The organism is Allobosea sp. GW821-FHT03A12, from assembly GCF_058986765.1.
The window spans coordinates 638,408-664,595 of sequence record NZ_JBYSVZ010000005.1; the positions used below are offsets into that span (position 1 = coordinate 638,408).

Genomic DNA, 26,188 nt, shown 5'->3' on the forward strand with positions numbered 1-26,188 from the left:
GATTTCGGTTTGGCAATTCAAATTGGCAATTTCAGAGATCGACATTGCTGTTGTGCAATGTCTCTGGCCTGGCATTTTGCCGGCCCGCAATCATCTACAGGGCCAACGAGGGCAGCCTCCTGCAGCCCGGAGGACGATCATCATGCAGATCAACGGCATCCACCACGTCACCGCCATCGCCGGGCCGGCGCGCCGCAATCTCGACTTCTACAGCCGCGTCCTCGGCCTGCGCCTGGTCAAGAAGACCGTGAATTTCGACGATCCGACCACCTGGCACCTCTATTTCGGCGATGCCGACGGCAATCCGGGCACGATCCTGACCTTCTTCCCCTGGGAGCATGTCGCGCCCGGCCGGCTGGGCGTCGGCGAGACGCAGGAGACCGCTTTCCGCATTCCGGCGGCGGCGGTCGGCTACTGGACGCATCGCCTCATCGCCAATGGCGTCGCCCATGATGTCCCGCAGAAGCGGCTCGGCGAGACCGTGCTGAGCTTCCGCGATCCGGACGGCATGCGGCTCGCGCTGGTCGCCGTGCCGGGCGCCGAGAGCGAGCCGGCCTTCGACAATGGCGAGGTGCCGCCTGAATCCGCCATCCGCGGCTTCCACGGCGTCACCCTGCTGCTCGACAAGACGGAGACGACCGCCGCGATCCTGCGCGACGTGTTCGGCTTCGTCGAGGCCGGCCGCGAGGGCAACACCATCCGCATGCGGGCCGAAGGCACCGCCCATGGCGGCGTCGTCGACCTGCGCGCCGCCGGCGGCTTCCTGCCGGCCCGGATGGGCGCGGGCTCGGTGCATCACATCGCCTTCCGCGCCGGCGACGACGCGGAGCAGGCCCGCATGGTGAAGACGCTGGTCGAGACCTTCGGCCTGCGCCCGACCGAGCAGAGGAATCGGGACTATTTCCGCTCCGTCTACTTCCGCGAGCCCGGCGGCGTGCTGTTCGAGATCGCCACCGACGCGCCCGGCTTCGCCATCGACGAGCCGGCCGAGGGCCTCGGCAGCGCGCTCAAGCTGCCGGCGCAGTACGAGCCGCGCCGCGCCGAGATCGAAGCCGTGCTGCCGGCACTGGCCTGAATGTCAAAAAGCGCTCCGCCTTCGGGCGGGGCGCCCTTGACCGAACATCCTGAAAGGAGGCCGTGCCATGAGCGCGTCCGAAACCTTCATCCATCGCTTCGAGCCGGCGACCCTGCCGGGCCGCGCGCCGCTCCTGCTGCTGCACGGCACCGGTGGCGACGAGAGCGATCTCCTGCCGTTCGGGCTCGCCGTTGCGCCGGGCGCAGGCCTGCTCTCGCCGCGCGGCCGCACGCTCGAGGCCGGCATGCCCCGCTTCTTCCGCCGCCTGGCCGAGGGCGTCTTCGACGAGGACGACCTCACCCGGCGCACGCATGAACTCGCCGATTTCGTCGAGCAGGCGCGGGCGGAATACGGGCTGTCGGCTCCGATCGCGCTCGGCTTCTCCAATGGCGCCAACATCGCCGCCGCGATGTTGCTGCTGCGGCCGGAGGTGCTGTCGGGAGCGGTGCTGCTGCGGGCGATGTCGCCCTTCGAAAAGCCGCCGGCGGCGGCTCTGGACGGCAAGCCCGTGCTGATCGTTTCCGGCAGCTTCGATCCGATCATCCCGGAGAAGAATGCGGTGCGCCTGGCGGCGACGCTCGCCGGGGCAGGGGCTGCGGTCGCGCATCGCAGCCTGCCGACCGGTCATGGCCTGTCGCAGGCCGATCTGAGGCTGGTGCGGGACTGGCTGGCCGAGCGCCCCGCGCTCGCGGCTTGAGGCGGGCTCAGGCTCCGGGCCTGATGTGCTTGGTGAGATAGCACGTCAGGCCGAGCCCGCCGAGCATCACCGAGATCATATAGGGGCCGAACAGGCAGGCGACGAACACGGCCGCGATGAAGCCGAGCATCAGGCTGTTGCGCCAGTCCAGGGTCATGACGGGGCCTCCACGAATCGGTGCCAGTATCATGAAGATAACCCTCACCCTGTGAACCGCATTTGAACAGAATACCTTAACGAGTTCTTACCGTTGCGGGCGCTTCCTCAGACGGGTGCCGGAGAGGCTTCGGTGAGGCCGGTGCTGGCGCTTCAGGCACGGAAACAGTGAGGCGGCGGCACTGTTTCCGTGCCTGGGCCGTTCTCCCGCGTTGACCTCCACTTGACCGTTTTCCGCTTCGCCGGGAGAATCGGGAACATGGTTGGTCGGCTGAACCATGGATTGGCCGTGGCGCGGGGCTCCGCTCCGGCGCGCCGTAGGTCCATGGTCAGGCGGAGGCGGCCATGACCAATATCCTCCTCATCGCCGGGATCATCGCGACCTTGGCCGCCTCGATCTGGCTCGCGCTGGAAGGCAGCGCGGCGTTGGCCCTGCCGCTGGTGATCGTCTTCGCCGGGCTGGTGCGCACCCTGGTCCGCCGCACGGGACGCAGGGGCATCACGCCGGCCGAGATGGCGCCGCCCGCGCACGACGATCGGCAGCTGTGAATCCAGCGTGCCGAACCGGCAATTGCCGCGTTGCATCGCGGCCGCGTGCGCTCTATAAGCCGACGCGTCGGAGCGTAGCGCAGCCCGGTTAGCGCACTTGTCTGGGGGACAAGGGGTCGGAGGTTCGAATCCTCTCGCTCCGACCATTCTTCTTTCATCTCAGTTTCGTGAGAGGCGGCCCGGTCGCCTCGCCTCGTTGCGTCCTGGCGCAAGCTGGTTCCGGCCCACCAAAATCGGCAGACATGTTCGCGAGCCAGCTGTGTGGCCGTGTGCCCGTTCGTCCAATGAGAATCATCGTCGCCTTATTGCTTCTCGCTGCCGCACTCTGCGCTTGCGCTTGGGAGCGGGCAGGGTCGGAGACGTGCCGTACCCACGAGGTCGGCAATGGCGATTTGACCGAGTGCGATTGAAGGCCGACGGCTCGCCTCGGTGCTGTCCCGTTTCGGAGCGCTGGGCACTTCCGTTTGTTAACCGTCTCTTAAGGCTTCGATTGCGCGGCCCTTGCTGCGAGCGCAGGGTCGGCGCCTCACAGCAGGAAACGGGACATATCGTCATGTCGATGGCGTTGAGCGATCGTCGCTCGCTGCGGCCGCAGGACGTCGCCGCGGCGGGCAAGGGCTCGATGGAGAGCTTCTTCGCCGGGCTCCAGCCCGATTGGCACTCCGATTGGGCCTGGGATCATTACGAGGCGACGATCCTGGCGCTGATGCACCAGTTCGGGCTGAAGCGGCTCTGCGAGATCGGCGGCGGGCGCGATCCGCTCTTCGGCGCCGAGGATGCGCGCCGCCACGGCCTCGACCTCATCGTCAACGACATCGACGCGGGCGAACTCGCGCTGACGCCGAAAGGGCTGCGCACCGCCCGCTTCGACATCGCCGGCGATCTTTCGGAGCCGGATGTCGCCTGCGGCGGCTACGACATGATGATCTCGCGCATGGTGTTCGAGCATGTCCATGACGTCGAGCGCGCCTGGAGCAACATCCATGCCTTGCTGGCTCCCGGCGGTATCGGGCTCGCCTTCGTGCCGACCTTGTGGGCGCCGGTCTTCGCGCTCAACCACGTCCTGCCGAAGAAGGTCTCGCACGCCATCGTGCAGGCGCTGTTTCCCGCACGCCGCGCCGACGGCGACGACCCGGTCTTCCCGGCATTCTATGACTGGTGCCGCGGCAGTCGCACCAGGCTGGAGCCGATGCTGCAGCGGGCCGGCTTCCGCGATGTCCACGTCCAGCCGTTCTGGGGCAGCGGATATTTCGCGCGCATGCCGGGCTTGCGCGGCCTCGATGCGGCCTTCAACCGGCTCGCGGCCAGGGCCGATTGGCGCTTCGTGACGACCTATGCCTACGTCGTGGTGCGCAAGGAACGCTGACTCTCCGAGGCCGGCGTCCGCAGGGCCGCCAGGCCCCAGATCAGGCCGAGCATCAGGTAGAAGTGGCGCCAGTGGTCGGTGTCGATCTGCAGCCCCTGCAGGATCGTGACGAACAGCGCCGACCAGATCACGATCGCATGGCCCTGCCAGGGCGTGCGGCGGAAGACGGCGCGCCAGCCGGCGATGCAGGTCGCGACCGTCAGCGCCAGATAGGTGATGCCGCCGAGCCAGCCATAGGAGGCGAAGGCGTTGATGTAGACGTTGTGCGGGTCTTCCGGGAAGGTGAAGCGGAAGCGCAGCGGCCCGAAGCCGTTCGGCAGGTCGAGCAGCAGCGGCAGCGAACGCAGCTGGCTGCCGAAGCGGCCGGTGACGCCCTGGTCGTAGTCCTGGTCCAGGCTGGCGCGAATCTCGAACACGCTGCGGATGTTCTCGAAGGAGAGCGCGATCAGCAGGGCCACGACCACCAGCACCAGCATAACCAGCGTCAGGAAGACGATGCGGGCACGCTGCGAGGTGCTGCTCGAGGTCAGGAAGGTCAGGCTCGTCATCATCAGAGTCGCCGCGACGAGATTGCCCCAGGCGCCGCGCGAGAAGGTGAGGAACAGCGCCAGAAGCGGCACGCTCATCAGCAGGAAGCCCTTCGCCAGCCCGATGCGGCCGGTGAGGACGGCGTGCAGCAGATAGGTCAGCGGCAGCACCAGGAAGGGGCCGAGCACGTTCGGGTCCTTGAAGGTGCCCGATGCCCGGGAGGCGTAGGTGAACACGTCGGCGAGCCCGCCGACGTCGAAATAGCCGAGAATAGCCGCAAGGCCCGCGCACCAGGCGGCGAACAGATAGCCCTTGCGCAGCGTCTCCAGCCGGCCGAGCGGATCCTCCGCCATGATCGCGGCGAAGAAGATCGCGGTCAGCATCAGATAGACCGAGACGGCGGTGAAGCGGACGGAGGCCGGCTCGTCCATCCAGGGGATCAGCGCGATCACGCCGCCGATATTGTAGACGAGCAGCAGCACCGCCATCGGCAGCAGCTTCTGCGAGAAGCGGATGCCGGTGATCGCGAAGACGAGCAGCGTGATCGGGAAGACGAATTCGTAAGGCGAGGGCTCGATCAGGGCGAGGAAGCTCACCGCCATCAGCAGCCACAGCGTGCCGCGCTTGATCGCGGCATAGGAGACGGTCAGCCCCCTGCGCCGGGCCTTGCCGCCCGGTTGCTGCGCCAGCGCGCTCAATAGGCGTTCTCGTTCTTGGTCATCAGCGAGAACGGCGTCTTGATCAGGATGTAGAGGTCGAGCAGCACCGACCAGTTCTCGATGTAGTAGAGGTCGTGCTCGACGCGGCGCTGGATCTTGTCCTCGGTGTCGGTCTCGCCGCGCCAGCCATGGACCTGCGCCCAGCCGGTGATGCCGGGCTTGACCTTGTGGCGGGCGAAATAGCCGTCGACGACCTGCTCATAGGCGCGGTTCTGCATGGTGGCGTGGACGGCGTGCGGGCGCGGGCCGACCAGCGAGAGATTGCCCTTGAACACGACGTTGAGCAGCTGCGGCAACTCGTCGATCGAGGTCTTGCGGATGAAGCGGCCGACGCGCGTGACGCGCGGATCGCCCTTGGTCACCTGCTTGGCGGCGGCGAAGTCGCTCATCTCATGATAGAGCGAGCGGAATTTCAGCACCTCGATCATCTCGTTGTTGAAGCCGTAGCGCTTCTGCCGGAACAGGATCGGCCCTTTCGAGTCGAGCTTGACCGCGATCGCGGTCGCCAGCATCAGCGGCGACAGGGCGATCAGCGCCAGCGTGCCGACGATCTTGTCGAACACCCATTTGACGACGATGTCCCAGTCGGCGATCGGTCGGTCGAACACGTCGAGCACAGGGACCGCGCCGATATAGGAATAGGAGCGCGGCCGGAAGCGCAGCTTCGACATATGGGCCGAGAGCCGGATGTCGATCGGCAGCACCCAGAGCTTGCGCAGCATGCCGAGCAGCCGCGCTTCGGCCGAGATCGGCAAGGTGAAGATCACGAGGTCGAGCTTGGTGCGGCGCGCGAACTCGACGAGGTCGTCGATCGTGCCGAGCTTGGGGTAGCCGGCGACGAGGTCGGGCGAGCGATCGTCATTGCGATCGTCGAAGACGCCGCAGACGCGCAGTCCCGTGTCGCGCTGCGCCTCCAGCGCCTTGATCAGCTCCTCGCCGGCGGGGCCCCCGCCGACGATGGCGGTGCGGCGCTCGAGCCGGCCCATCCGGGTGAGCCTGAGGACGATCAGTGAGGCTGTCAGCCGCTCGGCCAGCAGAAGCGCGAGGCCGACCGCATAGAAGGCGGCGAGCCAGACGCGCGAGACCTGGTCGCCGATCTTGAGGAAGAAGAAGCCGGCCAGCGCCAGGAGGAACAGGATCGTCCAGCCGGCGGTGACCCGCACCGCCATGCTGATGAAGTTGCGCAGCGCGCTGACATGATAGAGGTGCAGCGCCTGGAACACGGCGAGCGCGCCGACCGCCACCAGCGGCACGGTGATCTGGTAGGGCAGGGCGTAGTCGACCTTGCCGGCGACGTAGAAGGCGAAGATCAGCCCGCCGACGGCGAGGATCACCAGCACGTCGGCAAGGCGCACCAGCCCCTCGATCAGCACCGGCGACAGCGTTTGCTTGACCGGCATGGCGGCGATGCGCTCGGCCAGCGGGTGGAACGTCCGCGTGCCGTCGGAAGAGGCACCGCCCGTCGGGGAGGGGCCGGTTGAATCCGCCTTGATCAGGTCGCGAACGTCGAAAGCGCCCATCTCGTCCAGTCCTCGCGCGCGGCGCCTGCCACGCAGGCCGCGCTGAAAGCCCCCGTGACCTAGCGCAAATTGCTCTCGGAAGACTTAATCGGACTCTGCGGAAGCGATCCGGATTTGAAGCGATTTGGGCTCATCGAAGACGGCCCGAAACCGCATCCTCGAGCCATCTTTTTTCAGACGTACGGAAAGGTCGATTTTCGCTCGGGCCTTCAAGGTATTAGCTGATGGTTTCGATGGTCGGAAAAAGGGTGTCTGGAGTGCTGAAAAAGGTGTTTGAGTTGACAAAAAGCATAGATTCAGGCATTTAAGCTCCCGATGAGTGTCTGAGAAGCACATATTTCATTGACCTTGCCCACGGGTATTTCCGATGATTTGGGCTTGGGCGTGTGCTGGCCTTTGGCGAAAGCCTGAGCGCTCCCTTCATCTCGAACATCGTCTTTTGAACGCCAACGATGCGCACCCCGCAGACGCCGCACCCGCGCCGCCTGCGCCCTGGGCCAGCGCCCCTGTGTGACTTATGTCTTTTCATTGGTTGATCCTGCTCGCGGCCATTGCCGTGGAGCTGCTTGCGACGTCGGCTCTCAAGGCCTTCGTCGCGGGCCCGGTCCTCGTCGCGGTTCTGCCGCTCGTGCTGATCGGATTGTCCTTCGCCCTGCTCAGCGTTGCCTTGCGGGTCATTCCCATGGCCGTCGCCTACGCGGTCTGGGAAGGCCTCGGCATCGTCGGCATCGCCCTGATCGGCCATGCCTTCTTCGCCGAGCATCTGACGGTCCCGCGCATCCTGGCGCTGGCCCTGATCATCGGCGGCATCGTGCTGCTGGAACGCGGTGTCGGTCACGACGCCGACGATATGGCCCTCGAGGAGGATGAGCGGAGGCTGGTGTGACCTTCGCTGCCTCTGCGCAGACCTTTGCGCTCGCCTGGCTGGCGCTGGCCGTCGCCCTCGAGGTGATCGGCACCAGCCTGCTCAAGATCTCCGACGGGCTCAAGCGCCGGCTCGTCGGCGCCCTCGGCGTGCTCTGCGTCGTCGGCGCCTTCGCCGCCCTGGCGCAGGCGATCCGCGGCATGGACCTCTCGGTCGCCTATGCCGTCTGGGGCGGCGTCGGCCTCGTGCTGACCGCCGTGGTCGGCGCGCTCGCCTTCGGACAGCGCATCCGCCCGGCCGGCTGGCTCGGCATCGCGCTGGTCGTCGCCGGCGTGGTCGCGCTCAAGCTGTTCTGACCCGAACGCGTCGTCTCAGTTCAGGAACGGGTTCTTCCACCCGCCCTGCTGGGCCGGCGCCTTGGCCGGAAAGACCTCGGCGAGATAGTCCAGCACCTTGCCGCGCTCTTCCGAAGGGAGGGCCGGCATGTTGTGCTTGCTGACCATCCAGTCGAGCGTCTCGCTCCATTTCTCGCGGCTCAATCCCTGGGCTGCGACCAGCTTGAAGTTGTGGCAGGCGACGCAGGCATAGAAGGCCTCGTCGCGGTTCGGCCCGGCCGGGAACATCTCCGGCGTCTCCTCGGACGGGGCAGGGGCCTGCGCCAGCGCCGCCGGCATGGCGAGCAGCAGGCCCGCGCCGAGCATGAGCCCGGCGCGGCGGATGCGTGCGATCATGGCGTTCACCCGACCAGCACCGCGACCCGGTGCATCGGATTGGCGCCATAGCCCTGCGGGTTCCAGCCGCCGGCGACATGCGGCTGCGCCCGGCCCTTGCTGTCGGTGGCGCGGACCCAGAGCTCGTAATAGCCGTCGGAGGGCAGTTCGACCTCGGCCGTCCAGCGCCGCCAGTCATAGCGGTTCTTCGGCTCGGCCGCCTTGGCCGGTTGCCAGGTCGCGCCGAAATCGATCGAGACATCGACGCGCGAGACGCCCTCATGCCCGTCCCAGGCGGCGCCGCGCAGAGCAAGCTTGCGCGTGCCGGCAGCCAGGCGCGTGCCGTTGGCCGGGTTGGTGATGATGCCGCGCACCGGCATGTCGGTCATGGTGCGCATGTTGGCGTCGTCGGTCTTGCCGCCGGGGATCATCGGCTTGATCGCGACGGAGTAGGAGGTGCCGCCCATGCCCTGGCCGTCATGCACCTTGTCGCGGATCGCGATCCGCTTCAGCCATTTATGCGAGACCGAGGCCGGGAAGCCGGGGATGATCACTCTGAGCGGCCCGCCATGGATCGCCGGCAGCGGCTGGCCGTTCATCGCCCAGACCAGGAGCGCATGCGGCTCCAGCGCCGCCGCGATCGGCACGCCGCGCGAGATCGCATCCTTCGTCGCATCGCCTGAGAGGTGCTGGTCGGCGCCGAAATTGCCGGTGTGGACGGCGGTCGATTTCAGGCCGGCGCTCTGCAGCACGTCGGCGAGCGGCACGCCGGTCCATTCGGCACAGCCGGCGCCGCCATTGGTCCACTGGTTGCCGCGGGCCTGCGGCTGGAAGAAGGAGCGGCCATTGCCGCCGCATTCCAGCACCGTGCGGAAGGTCTTGTGCGTGAACTTCTGCTTGAGTTCGCCGAGCTTGATCTTCAGCGGCGTGTTGACTTCGCCGTCGATGGTCAGTTCCCAGGCGTCGCCCTCGGTGAAGGGCTCCGGCGTCTGGCCGTTGTTGCGGACGAAGAACTTCTCGAACGGCGTGGTGTCGTCGTCGAGCATGTGCTCCGGCGTCTCGGCGACGAGCGGCCGGTCGCCGAGCAGGATCAGGCCCTTGGCCTTGCCGGGGAAGTCGAGCAGTTGCGGGCCCTTCGGCGCAGCGGCTGCCGGAGCCGCGGACGGAGCGGGGGAGGCTGGCGGCGTACTTTGCGCAAGCGCGGCGGGGATCATCCCGGCCGGCATCTGGTCGGAGAACGGGATCGCGCCACCGACGGCGGCGCCCATCGCCGCGAGCCCGGCGCCGCCGAGGAAGCCACGGCGGGAGGAGCCGGTGCGGCGGCCGAATGCCAGCGCATCGCCGCGCTCGGGATCGTCGCCATAGAGTTCGTCCAGGGACCGTTCCTGCTTGCCCATCATGTCCTCCCTCGCGGCGGCGCCATTGCGCCGGCGTTCAGGAACAAGACGCGCGAGCCGGCCGGATCATTCCATCCGGTCGCAAAAAAGATGTCAGGCGAGGCAGGGCTGGGCGCTGGGCCAGCCGTTCAGCAGGGCGGTGCGTATCGGCGCGACCCTGTCCGCCGGCTCGCTCGTCAGGGCCCTGAGGAAACCGGCGATCATCTCGAAGCGCGCTGGCGGCATCCCGGTCGCGATCAGGAGGTAGCCGTGCCCGCCGGCGCTCCAGCCTGCCAGCGTCCCGGTCGACTGGTCAGAAGGCGCCGGTTCCGTGTGCGGGCTGACATGCAGGCTGAGCCGGCAACCACGCAGGCCGACGAAGCCGATCCGGACCTGCCCGGTCGCCGAGGTGGCCTGCCAGACCGGCTGCAATCCGAGCCGGGCAAGCTCGCTGGAGACGGGGCCCGCTGCGGCCGGCGCGATCGTCACCACAGGCTGAGGGGATGTCGTCGCAAACTGCTCATGCGCCGCCAGGGACGCAGCGAGGAAGCTTTCGGAGGCATCCTGCCGCAGCAGCATCGGTGCCAGCGCGACGGCTGCAGTGACGAGGAGCACGGCGGCGATCGCCGCGACCCGTCGCCAGCCTGGGCGCGACGGTGCCGGGAACGAGGGCAGGGGCGGCGTATCGCCCGCTGGCAGCGCCTGCAGCTCCTGCTTCAGCCTGACGATGCCGCGCAACCTCTCCGCCGCCTCCGGCGAAGCCGCCAGCCGCTCGGCCATGGCGCGCTGCTCGGCCGGCGCCAGCTCGCCATCGGCCAAGGCGTTGAGCCTCTCCCAGTCCGACCCAGAGGATTGATCAGCCCGCGGCATGGCGGGCCGGGAGCACGCGGATATTGGCTCCCCCTATGATCGAGAGCAGCATGGCCCGGGCGCGCGACAGGCGGCTCATGACGGTGCCGGCCGGCACGCCGATCAGCGCCGCCGCCTCCGCATAGCTGAAGCCGTCGAGATCGACCAAGACCACCACCTCCTTCATCGCGACCGGCAGCTGCTCCAGCGCCTGTCGCACCGTGATCGCGCTGAGCGCGCGCTCGTCGAAACGCCAATCGGCCGGCTCGGGCGCCGGCGTGCCCTGCTCGCGCTGCTGCCGCCGGTTCTGGTCGATCAGCAGGTTGCGCAGGATGCTGTAGAGCCAGCGGCGATAGGCGGGATCGTCCGCCGGCTCGCTTCTGGCCGTGAGAACCCGCAGGGCGGCTTCCTGAGCAGCATCGGCCGCTCGCTCCCGATCGCGCGTCAGCGCGCAGGCATAGCGGAAAAGCCGCGCCCATTCGCGTTCGAGCCGCGCGCGGCGCGCGCTCGCCTTGCGTTCGTCGCGCCACATGCTCGCGCCATCCGAACCGGTTCATGCCGCGAGCGGACGAGGCCAACGCCGGGCCGCCGCGACACAGGCGAGCATAGGCGAGGATTCGCGAAAGCGGAACCGTGGCTGGTCGAGGTCGTCCGGCCGGTCAGCCGGCGCGCTTGGCGAGCGCGACTCGGTAGGAGTCGAGGACGCCGTCGATCATCGCGTTCAGGCAGAAATTGGCCCTGACATGCGAAGCAAGATCGGCCGCCTCAGCCAGCCGCTCGGTTGCCGGCGTGGCCAGGGCCTTGCGGATGGCGCCCGCCAGGATGGTCGGCTCATTGGCGGCGATGAGCCGGCCGGCATGCCGGGGGCCGTAGATCTCCTTGATGCCGCCGACATCGGTCGCGATCAGCGGCTGGGCCGCCGCCGCCGCTTCCAGGATCACATAGGGCAGCGATTCAGCCCGCGACGGGATCACCATGACATGCGCCTTGGCGAGCGCGGCGCGGATCGGTCCCGGCGGCTCGAACACGCATTGGCTTGCGACGCCCTGGTCGACCGTCATCTGCCGCAGCAAGGCCTCGTCCGGGCCGGAGCCGACGATCAGCACGCGCGGCGTCAGCCCGTCGCGACCTCTCATCAGCGCGAGCGCCTCGATCAGCGTGTCGACGCCCTTGGCCGAGCGCAATTCGCCGAGGTAGACGAGGTCGAATTCGGCATGGGCATGGTCGATCGGCTCGAACTCGGCCTCCGAGATGCCGTTCAGGACGATGCGGTGATCAGTGCGCGGCTTGTGCCCGATATGGGCCTCGAAGCGCCCGGCGATGAAGGCGCTCTCGAACAGGAACATGTCCGTCGCCGGTTCGAGCAGGCGCTCGATCGTCATGTAGAGGCGGTGCTCGGCACTGCCGGGCTTGTAGTTGAAGCTGCCGCCATGCGGGGTGTAGGCGGTGACGTAGCGCCGGCCGGGCGAGACCAGGGCCGGCAGGCGGGCATAGACGCCGCCCTTGGAGCCGTGCGCATGCACGATCTGCGGCGCGATGCGCTTGCGGGTCGAGACCGCCGAAGCTTGCGCGCGCATGTCGGTGAGGCTCGGATAGCGCGACATCGGCACGCGGGTGACGCCGAGCGAAAGCTGCGGCCCGAGCTCGGCGAAGACCTGGTCGGCGCGTGGCCCGCCCGTGGTCGAGTCGCAGAAGATGCCGACGTCATGGCCGCGTTCGATCTGGCCGCGGGCGAGGTCGAGCACATGCCGGAACAGCCCGCCGAGCGGCGCGCGGAAGACGTGCAGGATCTTGAGGGGCGCGGAGCCGGCCTCGGCGGGCATGGTGGCGATATCCCGGGAGGTGCCGCTCAGAACCAGCGTTCCTTGATCACGATCGTGTCGCCGGGCCGGACCGGATAGGTGATCGGCACCGTGCCGGTGACGAGCTGGCCGTCCATCAGGCGGGTGACCTCGGCATAATTGCGCTGGCCGCGCGGCGTGAAGCCGCCGGCGATCGCCACCGCCGTCTGCACCGTCATGCCATTGACGAAGGGGAACTGGCCGGAATTGGTGACCTCGCCGAGCACGAAGAACGGCCGGTAGGCATCGACCTCGACCGAGACCTTGGGCTCGCGCAGATAGCCGGCGCGCAGGCGCGCCTCGATCGCGCGCTCCAGCTGCTGCGTCGAGCGCCCCTGTGCCTCGACAGCGCCGATCAGCGGCATCGAGATGCGGCCGGAGCCGTCGACGGCATAGATGTTCGAGAGATTGTCCTGGCCGAAGACGATGACGCGCAGCTTGTCGCCGCTGGCGAGCTGGTAGGGGGCGGTCCGCTCCACAGCGAATTCGGGCGCTTCGATGCGCGGCGCGCAGCCGGCCACTGCGAGCGCAGCGGCAAGCGCCAGACAGACGGGATGTCTACTCATCATCACCGGCGAACCCTTCAGAATCTGCCCGTAGGGTTAGGCCGACATGGTTAATAAAAGCTGAGCGCGCGGTTGCGGGATACATCCGGGCGTTGTGGCGCCTTAACCCGGCACTAACCTTAATGCGCTCAGATGAGGCTGCGTGCTCTCCAAGGGGCACGAGAGTTCTGCGTGAATGGAAGCCTCATGACCGCTCGCTACGACTCCGTTGCGGCCGCCGGCGAGAGCCGCTCCGACCTGCTCGACCTGCCGGCCCTCTGGGCCGCGATCAAGGCGAGGAAGCTCTGGATCATCGGGCCGACGCTGGCCGCTCTCGGGCTGTCCTTCGTCGCGGTCAACGTCATTCCGCCGCGCTATACCGGCCAGGCGCAGTTGCTGCTGCAGAGCCGCGACAGCTATTTCACGCGGCCGGGCCAGTCGGAGGTTGCTGGCCAGCAATTCGATCCGGAAGCGGTGCAGAGCCAGGTCCAGGTCGTCCTGTCGCGCGACCTGGCGCGCGAGGCGATCAAGCGCATCGGGCTGGTCGGCAATCCCGAATTCGATTCCGGCGCCGGCGCGCTCGGCGCACTGAGGAAGATCGGCGTCCTGGTCGGGATCGGCGCCCATCCGGCCGACCGCTCGCCGGAGGAACGGGTGCTGGAGGCCTATTACGACCGGCTCCTGGTCTTCCCGGTCGGTCGCTCGCGCATCGTCGCGGTCGAGTTCACCTCGCGCGATCCGGCGCTCGCTGCCCGGGCCGCCAACGAGATCGCCGCCGTCTATCTCGAAATGGAGGAGGCGGCCAAGCAGGACACCGCCCGCAGCGCTTCGTCCTGGCTCTCGACCATGATCGATCCGCTGCGCAAGAAGCTGGCGGAGTCGGAGGCCAAGGTCGAGAATTTCCGCTCCCGCCACGGCCTGCTCGTCGGCGCCAACAACACCACAATCACCGCCCAGCAGCTCGCCGACCTGTCGACGCAGCTCTCCACTGCGCGCAACCAGCAGGCCGAATCGCAGGCCAAGGCCTCGATCATCCGCGACGCCATCAAGAGCGGCCGCACCTTCGATATCCCGGACGTCGCCAACAACGAGCTCGTCCGCCGGCTGATCGAGCAGCGGGTCAACCTCCGCGCCCAGATCGCGCTGGAATCGCGCAACCTCCTGTCGGAGCATCCGCGCATCAAGGAGCTGAACGCCCAGCTCGCCGACCTCGAAGGCCAGATCCGCGCCGCCGCCGAGCGCGCCGTGCGCACGCTGGAGAACGAAGCCAAGATCGCCGGCCAGCGCGTCGAGAGCGTCACTGCCGCGCTCGACGGCCAGAAGAAGACGGCCTCCGGCGCTAATGACGACGAGGTCCAGCTGCGTGCGCTCGAGCGCGAGGCGCGCACCCAGCGCGAGCAGCTCGAACAGTACATGCTGCGTTATCGCGAGGCGCTCGCCCGCGACGCGCAGAACGCGACCCCGGCCGATGCCCGCATCATCTCGCGCGCCATCGAGCCGACCACGCCGTCCTTCCCGAAGAAGCTGCCGACCATGGTCGTCGCGACGCTGGCGACCTTCCTGGTCGCGCTGGCCGCGGTGGTCTCGCGCGAGCTCCTGAACGGCGGCGCGTCGACCTCCGAGCAAGACGCGCCCCGCCGCAAGGGGCCGAATCGCGGTGAGCCGGGCTTTGGTACACCGAAGGACGAGGAGGAGGACCGGGAGGAGGGCGAAACCAAGGCGCCGCCGCCGCGCCGCGAGCGCATCGCCGGCCTCCTGACCCATGGCGGGCGCGTCGGCCAGCTCCACCTCGACCTCGCCGACCCCGAGGCGGGCGCGGCCGATCTGTCGGCCTGCGTCAACAAGCCGAGCGAAGGTCATGCGCCGCTCGTCGTAGTGTTGGACGGGGCCGAGCCCGGCGAAGCCGCGCCGCGGGCGCTGGCGCAGCTCCTCTCCGAGCGCAGCCGCTGCATCCTGATCGACCTCGCCAGCGACGACCGCGGCCAGGCCGGCTTCTCCGAACTGCTCGCCGGCGAGGCGATGTTCTCCGACATCATCACGCGCGAGCCGGATTCGCGGCTTCACGAGATCGCGCCGGGCCGGGCCGGGCGCGCGGCGGTGCTCGCGGCATCCGACATCGTCGACGTGGCGCTCGACGCGCTCTGCGAGACCTATGACTGGGTGCTGGTTGCTGCCGCTTCGACCGACGATACCGAGGCGCTCGCGCCGCTGCTCGGCCGAGCGCAAGGCGCGCTGGTCATGGCCGGCCATGTCGGCAACGGCCATGCGGTCGAGGCTGCCTATCGCCTCACCGACCTGACCGGAGCCCCGATCGCGCTCGTCATGGTCGAGGCGTCGGAGACGGTCGAGATCGCCATGCCGGACAAGGAGCCGGTGCCGGCCTGAGCGTCCGCCATGCCGTGAGCGGCCCCGATGCCGGGGCACGGCGGCAGCGCCGGCCCGTTCCTGTCGACAACATGGCCAATCTTGTCAGCTGCCCCGTGGCCCCGGCGAGACCGGCACTGTCCTCGATGATCGACACGCGCAAGCGGGTCGGTTTCTTCCATCATGTCGACGCCCCAAGGCAACCCAGTCAGCTTCGCGTCAGCTTGGCGGGCTAGCCTGTTTCTCAAGCGCCCATAAGCGCGCAGGGAAACAGAACAGGGGAGGGGCGCATGCTGGCCGCGTTCGACGCCAAGATTGCGGCTCCGCGCCTCGTGGTCGAGGGCGTGGCGCGGCAATACGAGCTGCCCCACATGGTGGAGAATGCGAGACGGCACGTCTCGTTCGACATCTATCCGCCAGCCCTGCCGATCCTGGAAAGCCTTGGCTGTGCCTGCTTGCTCGACTGGTCGCGCATTGCGCTGACCGGAAAGCGCGGCTTCGCCTGCAGCACCTAGGAGCCCCTGCCGGCGACAGGGCTCGTCGCTCGGCAATTCATCGCTGGCCTACCACTCATCGACATGGAGGAAACGTGATGTCCCATTTGAAATCCGCTTGTGCCCTCTCTGCATTCTGCCTCTTGGTGGCGCCCGCCCTGGCGTTTGACGGCTGGCGTCTTCAGGAGACGATGAAGATCCCCGGCAAGGGCTCGGCTTGGGACTATCTCGCGCTCGACGGCGCCCATAGCCACCTCTTCATCGGCCACCGCAAGGAAGGACTGCAGGTCTTCGATCTCGCGACCAAGACCATCACCAAGACAATCGCAGGCACCGAAAACGCCTCGTCGAACGGTGCGACCCTCGTCCCGGAATTCGATCTTGGGATTTCCAACAACGAGAATGGAACGATCACGCCGTTCAAGCTGTCGACGCTCGAGGCGGGCGAACCGATCAAGCTCGGCGAGGAGCTCGACACCAGCCACTATGACCCCGCCAGCAAGCGCATCATCGTGAACATGGCCGCGGGTGCGGACGGAACAGAGCTCGTCGTGCTCGAAGCGCCCTCGCTGAAGAAAGTCGGCGTCATCAAGGTTCCCACCAAGAAACCCGAGCATGCCGAAGCGGACGGCGCCGGGAATTTCTATCTCGCCGCGCGCGATACCGAGATGGTCTATCGCCTTGACACCAAAGCGCTTGCCGTCACCGCATCTTGGCCGACGCCGGGCTGCGGCCAGACCAACAGCGTCGCGCTTGATACCGTTGGCAAGCGGCTGATGCTTGGATGTCGCGGCAATGCCTCTACGAAGCCTTCCTTCGCCGTGATGAATGTCGAAACCGGAGCGATCGTCTTTTCCGCCGAGGTTGGCGGCGGCAATGACGGCGTCGCCTATGATGCCGAACTGAAGCGCATTTTCCTCACCAACGGCGTCAATGCGGTGATGAACATCTTTGAGCAGAAGGACGCCGACCACTACGCGCAGGTCGAAGCGCTGGGCACGCAAGCGGGCGTGCGCTCGCTCGCGCTCGACCCGAAGACGAAGACGATCTATTCGGTAACCGCCGAAGGCAGCGCCGACTATAGCAAGAAGATTACGACCAGCGTATCGCCCTACTACGCCAACACTTTCTTTCCCGATACGTTCGCTGTGCTCGCCTATGGCAAGAAATAGCAGGTCCTTCACACCTGAGCTCATCCGACGCCAGATCGATCAATGCCCTCGTTCTGGCCAGTAGGAGAATGCGGTCGGCGTAGAACGAAATCGCTCCCGCATCGGACTACCGATGCGGGAAGAAAGCTGAGGAGGCTGCGGTTTGTCCAATTCCGGCATGGCATAGGGCAGCGGCAAGATCGACCGGGACTTTCTCCAGCCCGCTAATCCTCGGCTTCGCTTTGCGGGCGCCGCCGCTTCAGCAGGCCGAGGACACGCTGAGCCGCCTTCAACGCCAGCGGCGAGGCCTTGATCCGCCGCTTCAGTGCGCGCTTGGCCTGACTGTAATGGGCATAGGCTCGCCCCTTGGCCGTCAGCGGGAAGAAGGTATCGACGAGCTCGTCGCTGTCGTCGCAGATCGTCGTCTTGTAGCGGGCTTCGCCGACGCCGAGATCGAACATGGTGAGGCCGGCCTGGCATTTGTGCTTGATCAGCTCGACCAGCAGGATCTCGCCCGGGCTTGTCCGCGCCGTTTCGGAGAGAAGGTCGAAGGAGGTCGCCATGCCGGAGAAGCGCTTGCCCTGCACGGCGCCGACATAGGTCGCGACCGAACGGCCTGAGAGGTCGAGCGAATAGAGCTCGATCGCCGGCGGCCGGCCGGGCCGTTCGATCGCGCCTTCGCGCAGGAAGCTGCGGATTGCCGGGGCAGCGAACGGGTCCGGCACGCCCATCTGGGCGAAGCGGGCGGCCTTCTGCGCCAGGAACGCGTCGAGCACGCGCTCGATCTCGGCCTCGCTGCGGGCCCGGACCAATTCGGACGGGCCGAATTCGGCGAAGCGGTTGCGCTTCGTCGTCATCTTCTTGCGAGCATGCTTGCTCATCGAGCGCCGAAGCGTGCCCTCGCCATCGCCCGGCGTGAGGGCGAGCTTGTAGGCTTGGCTTGGGCTCTGCCCGGCGGCGAGCATGGCCGGCGGATTGGCAATGCCCTGCCAGGCGGTCGGCTGGTTGATCAGGAACAGTGCGTCGATGCTGCCGATCGCGGCGCCGATCTCCTGCAGCAGCTGCTGGGTAGCCGTCGCATCCAGCGCTTCGGCAAAGCCGGGCCGGTAGAGCGCCATGTGATAATTGGCGTGCTTGCCGCCGATGAACTCGGCGAAGCGTGTGCCGAGGCGCCGGGTGACGACCAGCGGGAACAGCGCGAGCAGGCCGCCCTGGCTGTCCTCGACCCGGACGAAGCGGAACTCCATGCCCTCGGCCCGGCCGATCGTGGTGGCGAAGGGCTGGACCCAGTCATAAGCCTGATAGGGCGTCACCAGCGCATCGGCTTCGAGCCCGCGCCAATCGGTTTCGAGCGCGGCGAGTTCGCTGCCGGCCTGGACTCTGGACCACGGACGCGCGTCCGGCTCCCGCCGCAGGGCAGGGGCGGCGGACGGGCTGGACGCGCGGTCGGCGACGACGGACATGCCGTCTTCCTTAACCCCGCATTGTGAACGGACCTGCCACTGTCGCACACGTTGCAAGACAGCTTCGCCGAACAGCGTTAGCGAAGGGTTGAATCGATCTCTCGGAGACGCCGGGCATGAGCCTGCGCCACAAGGCTTTTTCGGCCGTCTTCACGGCCATCGCGGCAACCGGCGCCGACCGCTGGGGCAGGGGGTTCGCCCAGGGCAAGGGCGCGATCCTGACGCTGCACCATGTCCGCCCCACGACATCGGGCGGCTTCCGTCCGAACGGGCTGCTGGAGATCACGCCCGGCTTCCTCGACCGGGTGCTGGCCCTGATCCGGGCCGAGGGCTACGACATTGTCTCGCTCGACGAGGCGCTGGTTCGGCTGGTCGATCCGAAACCCGGCCGCTTCTTCGTCGCGCTCACCTTCGACGACGGCTATCGCGACAATCTCGACCATGCCTGGCCGGTACTGGCGAAGCACGAGGCGCCCTGGACGCTCTATGTCGTGCGCGGCTTCGCCGAGCGCACGGCGCGGCTCTGGTGGCTGGAGCTGGAGGAGGCGATCCGGGCGCTGCCCCGCCTCTCGCTCGATCTGCCGGGTGGTCGCTTCGACGTCCCGGCGGGGACCGATGCCGAGAAGCAGAAGGCCTTCGACCAGCTCTACTGGCGTCTGCGCAAAGGCCCGGAAGCGATTCTGCTCTCGGCGATTTCCGAACTGGCGACGCAGGCTGGCATCGATCCTGTCGCACTGGTCGAGCGCGAATGCCTGCCGGTGGAGACGCTGCGTTCGCTCGCCGGCGCGCCCGGCGTTACCCTCGGCGCGCATACGCTGAGCCATCCGATGTTGGCCAAGCATCCCGAAGCGGAGGCGCGCCGCGAGATCGTCGAGAGCAAGGCCTGGCTGGAGAAGGCGCTCGGCATGCACGTCCGCCACTTCGCCTACCCGGTCGGCGATCCCACCTCCGCCGGGCCGCGTGAATTCGCCCTGGCGAAGGAGGCGGGCTTCGCCAGCGCCGTGACGACAAGGCCGGGCCATCTCTTCGCCGAGCACGCCGACCACCTGCATGCGTTGCCGCGCGTTTCGCTCAACGGATTGCACCAGAGCGAGGCCGCGTTGAAGGCGCTTCTGTCGGGGCTGCCGTTCCTGCTGTGGAAACGGGGACAGCGTCTCAACTTAGATTGAGTGAGAGGAGAGTAGATGGATGTTGTGGGGCTCTTGATACTTGGAGTAGCGCTGCCGATGGTGGTCTTTGCCGCCTGCGTGCTATTTTTCTTCACTAGGCATTTTCTTTCGCGCCGCGACAGCCAATGAACGTCGAGCTTAAGTTTACGACCCGTCCTTCCGCTCCATCCATTTGATCAGCGGTAGCACCCAGATCAGCGCGGGAATGATATAGACGGCCGCCTGCACTGGCTTCGAGGCTTCGCTGATCCGGCCGTTCGCCAGCACTGTGGTGACAAGTGCTCAGGCGCACGACACGATCATCAAGACCGTGCCGAGGCGCTTGCGATAGGCGCGCTGGCCTTGTCGATCCGATCAGCGGATCGGCGGGGCGTAGTGCAGGCCGCCTTGCTTCCAGGAGGCATTCAAGCCGCGCTCGATCTTCAAGGGGCTGTCCTTGCCGATATTGCGGTCGAAGACCTCGTTGTAGGCGCCGACCTTGCGGATGATGTTCAGGGCCCAGTCCTTGGACAACCCGAGCGACTCGCCGATGGCGCCTTCGCGGCCGAGCAGGCGCAGGACATTGGGATCCTTCGTCGTGGCCGCGGCCTGGTCGACCGTGCTCGATGTCAGCCCGAACTCCTCGGCCGCATGCAGCGCATAGGCCGACCATTTGACGACATTGTACCAGGGATCGTCGCCCTGCCGGACGGCGGCGCCGAGCGGCTCCTTCGAGAGCGTGTCGGGAAGAACGGTGTGCTTCTGCGGCTCGGTCAGCTTGGAACGGAAGGCGTAAAGGACCGAGCGGTCCGAGCTGAAGGCATCGCAGCGGCCCGCTTGATAACCCTGCAGCGCCTCTTCCTGCGAGGCGAAGGCGACGATCTCGTTCTTCAGATTGTTCGAGCGGAAGAAGTCGGTGAGGTTGAGCTCGGTCGTCGAGCCCTGATTGGTGCAGAGCGTCGCGCCGTTCAGCTCCTTGCCGGACTTGACCTCGCCCGAGCGGACCATGATCCCCTGGCCGTCATAATAGGTCACGGCGGCGAACAGGATGCCGTTCGTGGTCTCGCGCCCCATCGTCCAGGTCGTCGTATTGAAGAGGATGTCGACCTCGCCGGACTGGAGCGCGGTGAAGCGGGCAGCGGCGGGAAGCGGCACGATCATCACCTTCTCGGGATCGCCGAACACAGCCGTCGCCACCGCGCGGCAGAAATCGACGTCGAGGCCGCGATGGCGGCCGGTCGCGTCGGCCATCGAGAAGCCCGGCGTGCCCATGGTGGAGCTGCATTTCAGGACGCCGCGCTGCCTCACGGTGTCGAGCGTGCCGGCCTGCGCCAGGCCTCCGCTGAGAACGAGCGCGAGCGAGCCCAGCCGCAACAACATCTTCATGACCCATTCCCTCAACTCATCCGCGACATGCGTCGCGCCGGTCGACCTGTTCGATCGCGGCGAAACGCTATTGCGGTTGTTGAGAGAGAGGCGCTCTCATTTGGCGGTCCAGCCGCAAGTTTCTTAAGTTCGGCGAGCCCAAAATGCAGGAAACGACAAAGCGGCGTCGCGAACGCCGGTGTGAGGGAGGGGCGGTCAGGCCTCGTCCTTGCGCTCCATCCACTTGATCAGCGGCAGCAGCGGCAGCACCCAGATCAGTCCGAGCACGATATAGGCGATGGTCTGAACCGGCTTCGAGGCTTCGGTGATCCGTCCCTGCGCCAGTGCCATCGCGACGAGCGCGTAGACGCAGACGAAGACGATCATCACGACCGTGCCGATGAGCTTGCGATGGGTCTGCCTCATGGCGATCATGGTCCGGGCTGCGGCATTGCGGGCGTTGTTCAGGTCTCAAGGGCGGACTATCTGTCACCCGCCGCCGCGCTTGTGAAGCGTATTCAAGCCTTCTCCCTGCGACCCGAGGTCCCGCTGCCGTGACGATCGCGCTCGATCAGACTGCCGTTCCGGCCGCCACCGGCCATGCCGGCATCCGCCGCTGGCTCTGGGCCGTCGCCTTCCTGGTCTTCGCCATGGTCGTGGTCGGCGGCGCGACGCGACTGACCGGCTCGGGCCTCTCGATCACCGAATGGCGGCCGGTCACCGGCGCGATTCCGCCGCTGAACGATGCCGCCTGGGCGCTCGAATTCGAGAAGTATCGCCTCAGCCCGCAGTTCCAGCTGCTGAATTCGGGCATGGAACTCGCCGACTTCAAGTTCATCTACTGGTGGGAATGGGGCCATCGCCAGCTCGGCCGCCTTATCGGACTGATCTATCTTGCCGGCTTCTTCGTCGTCCTGCTGCGGCGGCTGATGCCGTGGCGCGAAACCGCGATCCTGTTCGGCATGGGCCTGCTGCTCGGCCTGCAAGGCACGATCGGCTGGATCATGGTCGCCTCGGGCTTACAGCCGGGTATGATCGCGGTCGCCCCGGTCAAGCTGACGCTGCATCTGACCTTCGCCGGCTTCTTCTTCGCCAGCGTCATCGCCTTCGCCACCTGGCTGACGCCGTTGCGCCGCATCGAGCCGGCCTGGGGCAGGGCGGCAGCGTGGCTCCTGCTCCTGCTGCTCTTCGTGCAGATCGCGCTCGGCGGCCTCGTCGCTGGCTCCAAGGCCGGCTTCACCTTCAACACCTGGCCGCTGATGGACGGGGCGCTGGTTCCGTCGTCGTCGACGCTGTTCGCCGGGACACCATTCTGGGAGAACTTCGTCGACAATGTCGCGCTGGTGCAGTTCAACCACCGCATCGGCGCCTACATCCTGTTCGCCTTCGCGTTCTGGCAGATGCTGAGCTTGCGCCGTGCCGCGCCGGATTCGGGCGCCGCCAAGCGCGCTACTGCCATTGCCGGGCTCGTGCTCGCGCAGTCTGTCCTTGGCATCGTGACGCTGCTGCTGGTCGTGCCGCTCTGGGCCGGGCTGGCCCATCAGGCGCTCGGCTTCACCGTGCTGGCGATGGGCGTGGTGCATCTGACGCGGACGCAGCAGGCCGCGCGGGGGTAGCGCAAAGGGCGCTCCGCACTTTGTCATTCCGGGGCACGCCGCAGGCGTGAACCCGGAACCCACGACCGGGTGAGCCCCATCAGAGGGTTATGGAAACCGTTGCGACCCAGTCGTGGGTTCCGGGTCCGCTGCTGCGCAGCGTCCCGGAATGACAAGGCTGAGCATCTTTCAAAGCAAAAGGCGCCGTTTCCGGCGCCTTTATCATTCCGAGAATGCTGGCCTCGATCAGGCCAGCGCCTGATCGAGATCGGCGATCAGGTCCTCGACATCCTCGATGCCGATCGACAGGCGCACCACCTCGGGGCCGGCGCCCGACGCGGTCTTCTGCGCGTCCGAGAGCTGGCGGTGCGTGGTCGAGGCCGGGTGGATCACCAGCGAACGCGTGTCGCCGATATTGGCGAGGTGCGAGAACAGCGAGAGCTTCGAGACCAGCTGGATGCCGGCGTCATAGCCGCCCTTGAGGCCGAAAGTGAAGACTGCGCCGGCGCCCTTGGGGCAATAGCGCTGGGCGAGGGCGTGGTACTTGTTGTCCGGCAGGCCGGCATAGTTCACCCACTCGACCGCCGGGTGCTTGGCAAGATGCGTCGCGACCTTCAGCGTGTTCTCGCAATGGCGCTGCATGCGCAGCGGCAGCGTCTCGATGCCGGTCAGGATCATGAAGGCGTTGAAGGGCGAGAGCGCCGGGCCCATGTCGCGCAGGCCGAGCACGCGGGTCGCGATCGCGAAGGCGAAATTGCCGAAAGTCTCGCCCAGTACCATGCCGTTATATTCCGGCCGCGGCTTGGACAGCATCGGATAGCGCTCGTCGCCGGTCCAGTTGAACGAACCGCCGTCGACGATCAGGCCGCCGATCGAGTTGCCATGACCGCCCAAAAACTTGGTGGCGGAGTGCACGACGATGTCGGCGCCGTGCTCGAAGGGGCGGATCAGATAGGGGCTCGCCATCGTGTTGTCGACGATCAGCGGGATGTTGTGCTTCTTCGCGATCTTCGAGATGCCCTCGATGTCGACGATGACGCCGCCCGGGTTGGCGATGGATTCGATGAAGATCGCCTTGGTCTTCGGCGTCACCGCCGCGGCGAAAGCGTCGAGATCGTCAGAATCGGCCCAGATCACGTTCCAGCCGAAGTTCTTGTAGGAGTGGTTGAACTGGTTGATCGAGCCGCCATAGAGCTTCTTGGCGGCGACGAACTCGTCGCCCGGCTGCAGCAGCGCATGGAAGCACAGGAACTCGGCGGCATGGCCCGAGGCCACGGCGAGCGCAGCCGTGCCGCCCTCGAGCGCGGCGACGCGCTCTTCCAGCACCGCGTTCGTCGGGTTGCCGATGCGGGTATAGATGTTGCCGAAGGCCTGCAGCCCGAACAGCGAGGCGGCATGGTCGACATCGTCGAAGACGAAGGAGGTCGTCTGGTAGATCGGCGTGGCGCGCGCGCCGGTGGCTGCGTCGGGAGCAGCGCCGGCATGGACGGCGAGCGTATGGAAACCCGGTGCGCGGTCGGTCATGGCGTGCTCCCTCGGAAACTCTGATTTCGGACGACTTGTTCGATTTAACGAACGCTTTGCGAGGCGTCAATTCAGCGTGGCGGCCTTAGCTCCGGCCCGACATGCTCCGGCCGGACGCCCATGCCGACCATGCGGGCGGGCAGGCGGCGCAGCAGCGGGAAGCGTTGCAGCAGCCGGAGTGGCCAGGGCGGCGCGACCGGCTTGTCCGTGGCGAGCAGTGGCGTGATCACCCGGTTCTGGATCGCGATCTGGGCGGTCTGCGTAAGCTTGGTCGGCCATTCCCGCCGCTTCTGCACGGCGGCGAGATCGGCATCCGTCAACGTTTTCTCGCGCAGCGGCCGCGCCAGCAGGTTGGCGGTAGCGACCGCGTCCTGGATCGCCAGGTTGATGCCGACGCCGCCGATCGGCGACATCGCATGCGCGGCATCGCCGATGCAGATCAGTCCCGGCCGCCACCAGCGCTCCAGCCGGTCGACGGCGACCGAGAGCAGCTTGATGTCGTCCCACGACGCGAGTTCGTGGGTCCGATCGGCCAATTCCGGCGCCAGCGCCAGGAGCCCGGCCTTGAAGTCATCGAGCCCGGCTGCCTGCAATCTTTCGAGCGAGCCCTTCGGGATGATGAAGGCGCATTGCCAGTAGTCGCCGCGGTTGAGGCGGATGAAGAAGCGCCCGGCCGCGACCTGCCCGAAGGCCTGTGCCGGCTCGTCCGGTTGGCGGCTGAAGCGAAACCAGAGCACGTCCATCGGCGCGCCGAGTTCGGTGACGGTGAAGCCCGCCGCGGCGCGGACATCGGACCGCCGGCCGTCCGCCGCCACGACGAGGTCAGCGCGGATCTCAAGCAGGCCATCGAGGTTCTCGGCCGTAAGCCCGACGACACGCCCATTCTCCTCGACGAGCCCGGTGGCCTGCGTTCGCATCAGCAGTCGAAAATTCGGATAGGCCCGGCCGTGATCGGCGAGGAAGTCGAGGAAGTCCCATTGCGGCATGAAGGCGATGAACGGCGCCTTGACCGGCAGATGGCTGAAATCGGCGATGGTGATGTCCTCAGCTCCGAAGCGGGCAACGAGGTCGTCCTCCCGGACATGCGGCAGCGTCAGGAACGCGTCGAGCAGGCCGAGCTCGTGCATCACCTCCATGGTCGAGGGGTGGATGGTGTCGCCGCGGAAATCGCGCAGGAAATCAGCGTGCTTCTCCAGCACGATGACCTCGACGCCGGCGCGCGCCAAAAGGAAGCCGAGCATCATCCCGGCCGGGCCGCCGCCGGCGATGCAGCAGGTCGTGCTTTCCCGGCGCATGCCTGCCTCCCCCTATTCGGCCAGCCTGATCCCGGTCTTCGCCACCAGCTCGGTCAGGATCGCGCGGTCGCGGGCCATGAAGGCGCCGGTCTCCTGCGGGCTCCAGGCGACGGGCTCAATCACCAGCTCGCGATAGCGCGCGACCAGCTCGGCATCGGCCATCGCCACGTTGATCGCCGTGTTGAGGACGTGCAGCGTGCCCGGCTCGATGCCGGCCGGCGCGACGATCGAGGCCCAGCCGGGATAGACGAGGTCGACGCCCTGTTCCCTGAGCGTTGGCAGCTCGGGCAGTTGCGGCTGGCGTGCGTCGGTGGTCACCGCGAGCGCCTTCAGCTTGCCGCCCTGGATGTTGCCAAGGCTGGCGGCGAGGCTGTCGATCATGACATGGACCTGGCCCGACATCAGGTCGGCCGCAGCGAGGCCGGCGCCGCGATAGGGCACATGCGCCAGCTTGAGGCCGGCTGCCTGCATGATCATCTCGAAGACGAGGTGGTTGGTGCCGCCGATCCCGGCCGAGGCGAAATTGAGCTGGCCGGGCCGCTGCCTGGCATAGGCGAGGAATTCGCCGAGCGAATTGACCGGCAGGGTCGGCGAGGCGTTCAGCACCAGCGGAAACAGGCCGAGCATGCCGACCGGCGCGAAATCATAGGCGACGTCGTAGGGCAGCTTCTGGCCCAGCGCCGGGGCGGCGGCGAAGCTCGCCGCGGTCGCGACCAGCAGGGTGTGGCCGTCGGCCGGCGCCTTGACTACCGCCTGGCCGGCGACGATGCCATTGGCGCCCGGCCGGTTGTCGATGATCAGCGACTGGCCGAACTGCCGCGCCAGCGTCTCGCCGAGCCGGCGCGCCGCGATATCGGTGCCGCCTGCCGGCGCGAAAGGCACGACAAGCTGGATCGGCCGCTCGGGAAAGGCGGCGCGGGCGCTGCCGCTGCCGAGCGCGCTGGCGAGCCCAGCGAGCAGGACGGTGCGGCGATCGAGAGGGGGCATCGGCCT

At 67.2% G+C, this 26,188-nt stretch carries 26 protein-coding genes, 1 tRNA gene and 1 pseudogene; 12 read left to right on the top strand and 16 right to left on the bottom strand.

Annotated features, from left to right (window positions below; all coding sequences use genetic code 11):
* Positions 1 to 142: 142 nt before the first annotated feature.
* The gene (locus AC3WLC_RS21680; RefSeq protein ID WP_493685981.1) at positions 143 to 1,075 is read left to right on the top strand and encodes a ring-cleaving dioxygenase; all 933 of its coding nucleotides are present in this window, start codon (positions 143 to 145) and stop codon (positions 1,073 to 1,075) included.
* A gap of 67 nt (positions 1,076 to 1,142) precedes the next feature.
* Positions 1,143 to 1,772, top strand: a complete 630-nt coding sequence (locus tag AC3WLC_RS21685; RefSeq protein ID WP_493685982.1) for an alpha/beta hydrolase — start codon at positions 1,143 to 1,145, stop codon at positions 1,770 to 1,772.
* Positions 1,773 to 1,779: 7 nt separating this feature from the next.
* Here the strand turns inward: AC3WLC_RS21685 and AC3WLC_RS21690 are convergent, their stop codons facing one another.
* Positions 1,780 to 1,929: a hypothetical protein gene (locus AC3WLC_RS21690; RefSeq protein ID WP_291674421.1), complete on the bottom strand. Its 150-nt coding sequence runs from the start codon at positions 1,927 to 1,929 to the stop codon at positions 1,780 to 1,782.
* Between the two features lie 344 nt (positions 1,930 to 2,273).
* On the opposite strand from AC3WLC_RS21690, the gene AC3WLC_RS21695 reads away from it, so the two are divergent.
* The 3 genes from AC3WLC_RS21695 (at position 2,274) to AC3WLC_RS21705 (ending at position 3,843) form a co-directional block, all read left to right on the top strand.
* Positions 2,274 to 2,477, top strand: a complete 204-nt coding sequence (locus tag AC3WLC_RS21695; RefSeq protein ID WP_493685983.1) for a hypothetical protein — start codon at positions 2,274 to 2,276, stop codon at positions 2,475 to 2,477.
* A gap of 68 nt (positions 2,478 to 2,545) precedes the next feature.
* A tRNA-Pro gene (locus AC3WLC_RS21700) sits at positions 2,546 to 2,623 on the top strand.
* 407 nt (positions 2,624 to 3,030) lie between these two features.
* The gene (locus tag AC3WLC_RS21705; RefSeq protein WP_493685984.1) at positions 3,031 to 3,843 is read left to right on the top strand and encodes a class I SAM-dependent methyltransferase; all 813 of its coding nucleotides are present in this window, start codon (positions 3,031 to 3,033) and stop codon (positions 3,841 to 3,843) included.
* Here the strand turns inward: AC3WLC_RS21705 and AC3WLC_RS21710 are convergent.
* Together AC3WLC_RS21710 and AC3WLC_RS21715 are read right to left on the bottom strand one after the other, a co-directional pair.
* Entirely contained in the window at positions 3,816 to 5,069 is a 1,254-nt protein-coding gene (locus AC3WLC_RS21710; RefSeq protein WP_493685985.1) for an O-antigen ligase family protein, read from the bottom strand. The genes AC3WLC_RS21705 and AC3WLC_RS21710 overlap by 28 nt on opposite strands.
* Positions 5,066 to 6,610: an undecaprenyl-phosphate glucose phosphotransferase gene (locus tag AC3WLC_RS21715; protein WP_493685986.1), complete on the bottom strand. Its 1,545-nt coding sequence runs from the start codon at positions 6,608 to 6,610 to the stop codon at positions 5,066 to 5,068. Before AC3WLC_RS21715 ends, AC3WLC_RS21710 begins: the two co-directional genes overlap by 4 nt.
* A gap of 517 nt (positions 6,611 to 7,127) precedes the next feature.
* Here AC3WLC_RS21715 and AC3WLC_RS21720 point away from each other — a divergent pair.
* The gene (locus AC3WLC_RS21720) at positions 7,128 to 7,496 is read left to right on the top strand and encodes a DMT family transporter (RefSeq protein ID WP_346359578.1); all 369 of its coding nucleotides are present in this window, start codon (positions 7,128 to 7,130) and stop codon (positions 7,494 to 7,496) included.
* Positions 7,493 to 7,831 (top strand): multidrug/spermidine efflux SMR transporter subunit MdtI, encoded by a 339-nt coding sequence (gene mdtI, locus AC3WLC_RS21725; RefSeq protein WP_092158625.1) that lies wholly within the window; start codon positions 7,493 to 7,495, stop codon positions 7,829 to 7,831. The genes AC3WLC_RS21720 and mdtI overlap by 4 nt, the downstream gene beginning before the upstream one ends.
* Positions 7,832 to 7,846: 15 nt before the next feature.
* Here mdtI and AC3WLC_RS21730 read toward each other — a convergent pair whose 3' ends face one another.
* The 6 genes from AC3WLC_RS21730 to AC3WLC_RS21755 all read right to left on the bottom strand — a co-directional run bounded on the left by AC3WLC_RS21730 (position 7,847) and on the right by AC3WLC_RS21755 (position 12,817).
* Entirely contained in the window at positions 7,847 to 8,206 is a 360-nt protein-coding gene (locus AC3WLC_RS21730) for a hypothetical protein (protein ID WP_493685987.1), read from the bottom strand.
* Between the two features lie 5 nt (positions 8,207 to 8,211).
* Positions 8,212 to 9,582, bottom strand: a complete 1,371-nt coding sequence (locus tag AC3WLC_RS21735) for a sulfite oxidase (RefSeq protein ID WP_493685988.1) — start codon at positions 9,580 to 9,582, stop codon at positions 8,212 to 8,214.
* 93 nt (positions 9,583 to 9,675) lie between these two features.
* Positions 9,676 to 10,380 (bottom strand): anti-sigma factor family protein, encoded by a 705-nt coding sequence (locus tag AC3WLC_RS21740; protein ID WP_493685989.1) that lies wholly within the window; start codon positions 10,378 to 10,380, stop codon positions 9,676 to 9,678.
* A gap of 37 nt (positions 10,381 to 10,417) precedes the next feature.
* Complete coding sequence (locus AC3WLC_RS21745) at positions 10,418 to 10,942, bottom strand: RNA polymerase sigma factor (RefSeq protein WP_493685990.1); 525 nt, start codon at positions 10,940 to 10,942, stop codon at positions 10,418 to 10,420.
* A 127-nt stretch (positions 10,943 to 11,069) separates the two neighbouring features.
* Complete coding sequence (locus AC3WLC_RS21750) at positions 11,070 to 12,233, bottom strand: glycosyltransferase (RefSeq protein ID WP_493685991.1); 1,164 nt, start codon at positions 12,231 to 12,233, stop codon at positions 11,070 to 11,072.
* A gap of 26 nt (positions 12,234 to 12,259) precedes the next feature.
* Positions 12,260 to 12,817 carry a polysaccharide biosynthesis/export family protein gene (locus AC3WLC_RS21755; RefSeq protein ID WP_346359571.1) on the bottom strand — a complete coding sequence of 186 codons (558 nt, stop codon included), beginning with the start codon at positions 12,815 to 12,817 and terminating at the stop codon, positions 12,260 to 12,262.
* Between the two features lie 186 nt (positions 12,818 to 13,003).
* Between AC3WLC_RS21755 and AC3WLC_RS21760 the strand changes: the two genes are divergently transcribed.
* The 3 genes from AC3WLC_RS21760 to AC3WLC_RS21770 all read left to right on the top strand — a co-directional run bounded on the left by AC3WLC_RS21760 (position 13,004) and on the right by AC3WLC_RS21770 (position 16,826).
* The gene (locus AC3WLC_RS21760) at positions 13,004 to 15,181 is read left to right on the top strand and encodes a GumC family protein (RefSeq protein WP_493685992.1); all 2,178 of its coding nucleotides are present in this window, start codon (positions 13,004 to 13,006) and stop codon (positions 15,179 to 15,181) included.
* 269 nt (positions 15,182 to 15,450) lie between these two features.
* Positions 15,451 to 15,675 (top strand): hypothetical protein, encoded by a 225-nt coding sequence (locus tag AC3WLC_RS21765; RefSeq protein ID WP_493685993.1) that lies wholly within the window; start codon positions 15,451 to 15,453, stop codon positions 15,673 to 15,675.
* A gap of 77 nt (positions 15,676 to 15,752) precedes the next feature.
* Positions 15,753 to 16,826, top strand: coding sequence for a YncE family protein (locus AC3WLC_RS21770; protein ID WP_493685994.1), 1,074 nt, complete (start codon positions 15,753 to 15,755; stop codon positions 16,824 to 16,826).
* A 203-nt stretch (positions 16,827 to 17,029) separates the two neighbouring features.
* Here AC3WLC_RS21770 and AC3WLC_RS21775 read toward each other — a convergent pair whose 3' ends face one another.
* The gene (locus AC3WLC_RS21775; protein ID WP_493685995.1) at positions 17,030 to 18,268 is read right to left on the bottom strand and encodes a GNAT family N-acetyltransferase; all 1,239 of its coding nucleotides are present in this window, start codon (positions 18,266 to 18,268) and stop codon (positions 17,030 to 17,032) included.
* Positions 18,269 to 18,384: 116 nt separating this feature from the next.
* On the opposite strand from AC3WLC_RS21775, the gene AC3WLC_RS21780 reads away from it, so the two are divergent.
* Positions 18,385 to 19,437, top strand: coding sequence for a polysaccharide deacetylase family protein (locus AC3WLC_RS21780; RefSeq protein ID WP_493685996.1), 1,053 nt, complete (start codon positions 18,385 to 18,387; stop codon positions 19,435 to 19,437).
* Between the two features lie 144 nt (positions 19,438 to 19,581).
* Here the strand turns inward: AC3WLC_RS21780 and AC3WLC_RS21785 are convergent.
* The 3 genes and pseudogenes from AC3WLC_RS21785 to AC3WLC_RS21795 form a co-directional block, all read right to left on the bottom strand.
* Positions 19,582 to 19,707: pseudogene (locus AC3WLC_RS21785) on the bottom strand (DUF2842 domain-containing protein); the annotation flags it as partial.
* Positions 19,708 to 19,791: 84 nt separating this feature from the next.
* Positions 19,792 to 20,802, bottom strand: coding sequence for an amino acid ABC transporter substrate-binding protein (locus AC3WLC_RS21790; protein ID WP_493685997.1), 1,011 nt, complete (start codon positions 20,800 to 20,802; stop codon positions 19,792 to 19,794).
* A 195-nt stretch (positions 20,803 to 20,997) separates the two neighbouring features.
* Positions 20,998 to 21,207, bottom strand: coding sequence for a DUF2842 domain-containing protein (locus AC3WLC_RS21795; RefSeq protein ID WP_346359563.1), 210 nt, complete (start codon positions 21,205 to 21,207; stop codon positions 20,998 to 21,000).
* Positions 21,208 to 21,335: 128 nt separating this feature from the next.
* Between AC3WLC_RS21795 and AC3WLC_RS21800 the strand changes: the two genes are divergently transcribed.
* Complete coding sequence (locus AC3WLC_RS21800; RefSeq protein ID WP_493685998.1) at positions 21,336 to 22,397, top strand: COX15/CtaA family protein; 1,062 nt, start codon at positions 21,336 to 21,338, stop codon at positions 22,395 to 22,397.
* Between the two features lie 225 nt (positions 22,398 to 22,622).
* On the opposite strand, the gene AC3WLC_RS21805 is transcribed toward AC3WLC_RS21800, so the two are convergent.
* The 3 genes from AC3WLC_RS21805 to AC3WLC_RS21815 all read right to left on the bottom strand — a co-directional run bounded on the left by AC3WLC_RS21805 (position 22,623) and on the right by AC3WLC_RS21815 (position 26,182).
* Positions 22,623 to 23,900, bottom strand: a complete 1,278-nt coding sequence (locus AC3WLC_RS21805; RefSeq protein ID WP_493685999.1) for an O-acetylhomoserine aminocarboxypropyltransferase — start codon at positions 23,898 to 23,900, stop codon at positions 22,623 to 22,625.
* Positions 23,901 to 23,971: 71 nt separating this feature from the next.
* Positions 23,972 to 25,195 (bottom strand): FAD-dependent oxidoreductase, encoded by a 1,224-nt coding sequence (locus tag AC3WLC_RS21810; protein ID WP_493686000.1) that lies wholly within the window; start codon positions 25,193 to 25,195, stop codon positions 23,972 to 23,974.
* 12 nt (positions 25,196 to 25,207) lie between these two features.
* Positions 25,208 to 26,182, bottom strand: coding sequence for a Bug family tripartite tricarboxylate transporter substrate binding protein (locus tag AC3WLC_RS21815; protein WP_493686001.1), 975 nt, complete (start codon positions 26,180 to 26,182; stop codon positions 25,208 to 25,210).
* Positions 26,183 to 26,188: the final 6 nt, after the last annotated feature.